Below are 3,539 nucleotides of genomic sequence, written 5' to 3'. Positions count from 1 at the left end.
GCCTTCCGGCCCGTGACCATCCGCACCGCGCAGGACGCCCGTACGGCCGCCGCACAGTATCTGCGCTGGCTTGGCTTCGTCGGCGTGAGGCTGACGGAGAAGCGCCCCGCCTCCGGCATCGACCTGCGCGGCCCCGGCATCATCGCGCACGTCGACCCCTCCACCGCCCCCACCACCCTTCGCGAGGTGGAGACGCTCTGGCTCAACGGCCTCAACGAGGAGGTGGAGACGGCCTGTTTCTCCCTCGCGGGCTACGCACGCGAAGCTCGGACCCGCGCGGACGCACTGTGCGTGCCGCTCTTCGTCCTCGACCTGACGGGAATGCCGCAGGCCGTCAACGACCCGGCCGACGAGCTGATCCGCTCCGTCTGCTGAGCGGCCGGGCGCCCGCCTCAGCGTTCCTCGCGGTACTCCTGACCGGGCTCCCCCGCCGCGTGCTCCCGCAACTCGACCCTCCGGATCTTCCCGGAGATGGTCTTGGGCAGTTCGGCGAACTCGATGACCCGGACACGCTTGTACGGAGCGAGCGTCTCCCGCGAGTGCGCGAACAGCGCCTTCGCCGTCTCGGCACCCTGCTCCCAGCCCTCCGCGAGCACCACGTAGGCCTTGGGCACGGCCAGCCGCAACGGGTCCGGCGACGGGACGACCGCGGCCTCGGCCACCGCCTCGTGCTCCAGCAGCGCGCTCTCGAGCTCGAACGGCGAGATCTTGTAGTCGCTCGCCTTGAAGACGTCGTCGGACCGGCCCACGTAGGTGATGTAGCCGTCCGCGTCCCGGCTTCCGATGTCGCCCGTGCGGTAGTAACCCCCGGCCATCGCCTCGTCCGTACGCTCCGCGTCACCCCGGTATCCGGTCATCAGCCCGACCGGGCGCTGCGACAGGTCGAGGCAGATCTCTCCCTCGTCCACGCCGGCCTCGCCCGTCACCGGGTCGATAAGCGTCACCTCGAATCCGGGCATCGCCCGCCCCATGGAGCCCGGCTTGAGCTGCTGCCCGGGGGAGTTGGCGACCTGCACGGCCGTCTCCGTCTGACCGAAGCCGTCGCGGATGGTGGTGTCCCATGCCCGGCGTACGTGCTCGATCACCTCGGGGTTGAGCGGCTCACCCGCCGCGACGACCTCGCGCGGCACCGCCCGCAGCTTGGTCAAGTCCGCCTGGATGAGCATGCGCCACACCGTCGGCGGTGCGCAGAAGCTGGTGACGCCCGCCTCCTCGATCTCGGCCAGCAGGCGATCGGCGTCGAACCGGGCGTAGTTGTAGATGAAGATCGTCGCCTCGGCGTTCCACGGCGCGAAGAAGTTGGACCAGGCGTGCTTGGCCCAACCGGGCGAGGAGATGTTCAGATGCACGTCGCCCGGCTTCAGACCGATCCAGTACATCGTCGCCAAGTGCCCGACGGGGTAGGAGAGATGCGTGTGCTCGACCAGCTTCGGACGGGCAGTGGTGCCCGAGGTGAAGTAGAGCAGGAGCGTGGCGTCGGCCCGCGTGACGCCGTCCGGCTCGTACGTGCCGGAGGCGGCGTAAGCGTCCTCGTAGGCGAGCCAGCCCGGCCCTGCGCTCCCGCCGCCGACGGCGATGCGGGTGTAATCACCGGAGACCGTCTCGAACTTGGCGGTGTCCTCGGTCCGCACGACCACGTGCCGGGCCTCACCGCGGTCGATCCGGTCGGCGAGGTCGTTGGGGCCGAGCAGCGGCGTGGCGGGGATGACGACGGCGCGCAGCTTCATGCAGGCCAGCAGCGTCTCCCACAGTTCGACCTGGTTGCCGAGCATGAGGATGACGCGGTGGCCGGGACGCACGCCTTGTGCGCGGAGCCAGTTGGCGACCTGGGCGGAGCGGGCGCGCATCTCGGCGAAGGAGTAGCGGGCGCTGCTTCCGTCCTGCTCGACGATGTGCAGGGCCGTGCGCGGGTTGTCCTCGGCGACGGCGTCGAACCAGTCGAGCGCCCAGTTGAAGTGTTCGGGTCGCGGCCAGGAGAAGGATGCCCGGGCGGCCTCGTAGTCGGTCCGGTGCCGCAACAGGGTGTCCCGTGCGGCGCGGAAGGCGTCGGTGGGGCTGGTGGGCTCGGTGGCCGTCATCGTCACTCCTCGCGTGCTGCTGTCCTGGCTGCTGGTTCCGCTGCTGCTCCGCCGCGGGTTCGCTGCTGGTCACACTGCGGATCATCCTGGGACACCGGCGGCGCTCACACCACCCCCGGGCATCACCCCGCGCGCCGGAGGTGGATGCTGGAGTGATGTCCTCCGCTTCGGCCGACGAGCCCATGACCCGCCGGCGCCGTCTTCTGGTGCTGGCGATCTGCTGCATGAGCCTGCTGGTCGTCAGTCTCGACAACACCGCGCTGAACGTGGCGCTCCCGGCCATGGGGCGGGACCTGAACGCCTCGATCTCGGGCCTTCAGTGGACCCTGGACGCCTACACGCTCGTGCTGGCCTCCTTCCTCATGCTGTCCGGCTCGACTGCCGACAGGGTGGGGCGGCGCCGCGTCTTCCGTACGGGACTCGTGCTCTTCTCCGCCGGGTCCCTGCTGTGCGCGCTCGCCCCGGGGCTGGGATGGCTCATCGCCTTCCGCGCGATGCAGGCGGTCGGCGGCTCGATGCTCAACCCGGTGGCCATGTCGATCATCACCAACACCTTCCCCGAGCCGCGCGATCGCGCCCGCGCGATCGGGGTCTGGGGCGGGGTCGTGGGCATCTCCATGGCGGCCGGTCCGCTGCTGGGAGGTGCGCTGGTCAGCTCGGTGGGCTGGCGCTCGATCTTCTGGCTGAACATACCCGTCGGACTCACGGCGCTGCTGCTCACGACGCTCTTCGTCCCGGAGTCGCGGGCGCCGCACCCCCGAAGGCTGGACCCGGGCGGTCAGCTGCTCGTCATGGCCGCGCTCGGCACGCTCACCTTCGCCATCATCGAGGGGGGTTCGGCCTCCCCGCGCGAGGGGTCCTGGACGTCGCCCCTGATCCTGGGCTGCTTCGCGGCCAGCGCGTGCGCACTGGCCGCGCTGATCGTCTACGAACGCAGGCGGACCGAACCGCTGGTGGAGCTGCGCTTCTTCCGCAGCATCCCGTTCAGCGGCGCCACCCTCACCGCCGTCACCTCCTTCGCGGCACTCGCCGGCTTCCTCTTCCTCAGCACCCTGCATCTGCAGAACGACCGCGGGCTGTCCGCACTTCAGGCCGGCGTGCACCTGCTGCCGATGGCCGCGATGACGGCGATCTTCGCTCCGCTTTCCGGGCACCTCGTCGCCGTCCGGGGTGCCCGGCTGCCGCTGCTGCTGGCGGGGGCGAACATGACGGCGAGCGGGGTGCTGCTCGCGGCGTTCGGCGCGGAGAGTTCGAACACCATGCTGTTCACCTCGTACGTCCTCTTCGGGATCGGCTTCGGCCTGGTCAACGCGCCCATCACCAACGCCGCCGTCTCCGGCATGCCGCGCTCCCGTTCGGGTCTGGCCGCGAGCATCGCCTCGACGAGCCGTCAGGTCGGCTCCGCGCTGGGCGTCGCGGTCATCGGCGCGGCGGTCGCTGCCGGTTCGGACGGCACGGGCT

General features: G+C 70.6%; 2 protein-coding genes and 1 pseudogene. 2 read left to right on the top strand and 1 reads right to left on the bottom strand.

Annotation, left to right across the window (positions count from 1 at the left end; translation table 11 throughout):
* A pseudogene (locus tag H5J26_RS29435) lies at positions 1-375 on the top strand (hypothetical protein); the annotation flags it as partial.
* Between the two features lie 17 nt (positions 376-392).
* On the opposite strand, the gene H5J26_RS29430 reads toward H5J26_RS29435, so the two are convergent.
* Positions 393-2,078, bottom strand: coding sequence for an AMP-binding protein (locus H5J26_RS29430; RefSeq protein ID WP_181769010.1), 1,686 nt, complete (start codon positions 2,076-2,078; stop codon positions 393-395).
* A 155-nt stretch (positions 2,079-2,233) separates the two neighbouring features.
* On the opposite strand from H5J26_RS29430, the gene H5J26_RS29425 reads away from it, so the two are divergent.
* A partial coding sequence (locus tag H5J26_RS29425; protein ID WP_235981234.1) for an MFS transporter occupies positions 2,234-3,539 on the top strand: 1,306 nt, incomplete at its 3' end.

The organism is Streptomyces albidus (ex Kaewkla and Franco 2022), assembly GCF_013870515.1.
GTDB classification, from domain to species: Bacteria; Actinomycetota; Actinomycetes; order Streptomycetales; family Streptomycetaceae; genus Streptomyces; species Streptomyces albidus.
Note: the sequence above shows the minus strand (reverse complement) of the source record. Positions and strands in the feature narration are given on the sequence as shown.